Source organism: Lysinibacillus sp. OL1 (assembly GCF_004332175.1).
GTDB lineage: Bacteria > Bacillota > Bacilli > Bacillales_A > Planococcaceae > Lysinibacillus > Lysinibacillus capsici.
This window is the reverse complement of record NZ_SJDS01000034.1, coordinates 1-2,404: the sequence shown is the minus strand read 5'-3', so window position 1 is coordinate 2,404 and position 2,404 is coordinate 1. Positions and strand designations below refer to the sequence as shown.

Here is a 2,404-nt window from a genome sequence, read left to right as displayed (position 1 = left end):
GCGCCGATGGTAGTTGGGGGCTTCCCCCTGTGAGAGTAGGACGTCGCTAGGCAAACAAAACAGTCAGCTGTGTGCTGGCTGTTTTTTTTTATCGTTTGAACGCCCCTGCTATATAAAGGGTTTCCAAGAGCTTCTAGCTATGAACAAGAAAAAAACCAGCCGTACAATGAAATCAGGTCTGGTCAACTGACTTTTGTACAAAAGGGGCTCCAAATGGATAATAAAAGTTTAGGCCCACACGACATGGAATTGTAAGTATCACATCGTCTTTGCGCCAAAATATAGAAGGTAGATTATTTATGGACAAATCAAAGCAGACATAGGTAGAATTCTGTGCTAATTATGTGAAGAAAAGGGGCAGAAATCATTGAAGCTACAGCTTGTCCTGATGATATTCATATGTTGGTGAGTATGCCATCAAAAATAGGTGTGTCATCGTTTGTGGGTTATTTGAAAGGGAAGAGTAGTTTAATGATATTGAATCGGCATGCGAACCTGAAATACAAATATGGAAATAGGGAGTTTTGGGATCGTGAATATTATATAGATACAGTAGGACAAAACAGAAAAATCAAACAGAAATATATATAAAATCAATAGCAAGAGGATATTTTGAGGATCAGTGGTAGCGGAAAAACGGAGAGCGGTTGACGGATCTTTCAATGTGTCTTTAGACATGGACCAGTATCCTAGCATTTTACGGTAGAGCAAACCACCAGTTGTACTGGTGGTTCTGATTATTCATTGTCATCTTAGCAGTATATAGGAGGGAGTAGAAAGCTATTAACAAAATAAGTTAAAAATATCTAATACTTCAGTGAGGCAGTAAAATTAGAAGTTATGAAGACAACAGCATTTGAGGATTGTTAAACCTTTCGTAATTTTGTAAAAAAATCAATCACTACCAGTACGTTCTTATAAGACATAGTTAATTTAGATAAGGGCTTTAATTTAAATTCAAAATTGTGAGGGCTTAGACCCTTTATTTTTGTTGTTAAAAATATGTTCTACACTAAAAATTTTCGTAACTAAAATTATTGTTGTTGAAACATACATTACCATTTAAGTAACTCTGTACATTTCTTAGAATAACCATATCTCGCCGCATATCTTTATATGAAACTGTAATCGAATTTTAGCTAGACACTTCGCTAAAGTTTGCTGCTATGTACATAAGTATCGTCAATAAAGTAGAAAATTTAGTTCTATTCGTCATTCTTCATCCTTATACTGTAAAGATTACATCAAAAAGGAGAGGAAATTTTGTGGATTGATGGCGTATTTTCTGGTGGCGGTTTGAAGGGCTTTGCATTAGTAGGGGCATATCAAGTACTAGAAGCTGAACATTTTCGATTTAAACGTGTAGCTGGTACAAGTGCAGGTGCCATTTTAGCTGCCTTTATTGCTGCAGGATATAGTGGAAAAGAGATAGAAATAATGCTAGAAGAGTTGGATGTTCCTTCATTACTTGATCCAAGAAGAACAATTTTACCTTTCCCTTTTATGAAATGGGTAAATGTTTATAATCATTTAGGTCTCTATAAAGGAAAGGCGTTAGAAAAATGGTTTTTCCAAAAGCTAGCAGCAAAAGGAGTATATACTTTTGGTGATCTGCCTAAAGATTCACTTAAGTTAGTAGCTTCAGATTTAACGAATGGTAGAATGATTGTTTTACCAGACGATTTGCATAAATATCAAATTGAAGCAAAGAATTTTTCAGTTGCTTGTGCGTTACGCATGAGTTGTGGTATACCTTTTTTCTTTGAACCAGTTACATTAAAGACTGGGAAGGGTGAATCTGTTATAGTGGATGGTGGTGTTTTAAGTAATTTTCCACTATGGATATTCGATGATAAAGAAGGTCGGAAAGTACGTCCGATTTTAGGCCTGAAACTGAGTAGAAGAAGAGAAGAACAATGCCCTCAAGAAATTAAGAATGGTCTAAATTTATTTGAGGCACTATTTTCAACTATGAAAGATGCACATGATGAAAGGTATATATCAAGACGGCACGAAAGAGATATTATTTTTATTCCTGTAGAAGATTATAGTGCCACCCAATTTGATTTAAATGAAGAAACAAAAGAAACGCTATTAGAAATAGGAAGAAACCGTACAATTCAATTTTTACGAAATTGGCCAAGATTGAGGTTATAATTATTTTTAAAAAATAGTTATAAAACTATTGACCAATGACAAATAGGGTGTTATTATATAAAAGTTGCTGTTGAGACATGCAGCTACTAAAATATAAAATAAAATAACTGTTTGACATTAAATATAAAACATGTTATTATATAAAAGTTAACTCTTACAGAAGAGTAAACAAAATGAACCTTGAAAACTGAACAAGCAAAACGTAATCAATAAAGTTTTAAGTAGCTAGTTTTGCTAGTGAACGAAA

At 34.0% G+C, this 2,404-nt stretch carries 1 protein-coding gene and 1 pseudogene; both read left to right on the top strand.

From position 1 onward, the window contains the following. Positions 1 to 213: 213 nt before the first annotated feature. Positions 214 to 588 (top strand): annotated as a pseudogene (tnpA, locus tag EW028_RS24300) (IS200/IS605 family transposase); the annotation flags it as partial. A 675-nt stretch (positions 589 to 1,263) separates the two neighbouring features. Further along, the gene (locus EW028_RS24295; RefSeq protein ID WP_131522760.1) at positions 1,264 to 2,157 is read left to right on the top strand and encodes a patatin-like phospholipase family protein; all 894 of its coding nucleotides are present in this window, start codon (positions 1,264 to 1,266) and stop codon (positions 2,155 to 2,157) included. Positions 2,158 to 2,404 lie beyond the last annotated feature (247 nt).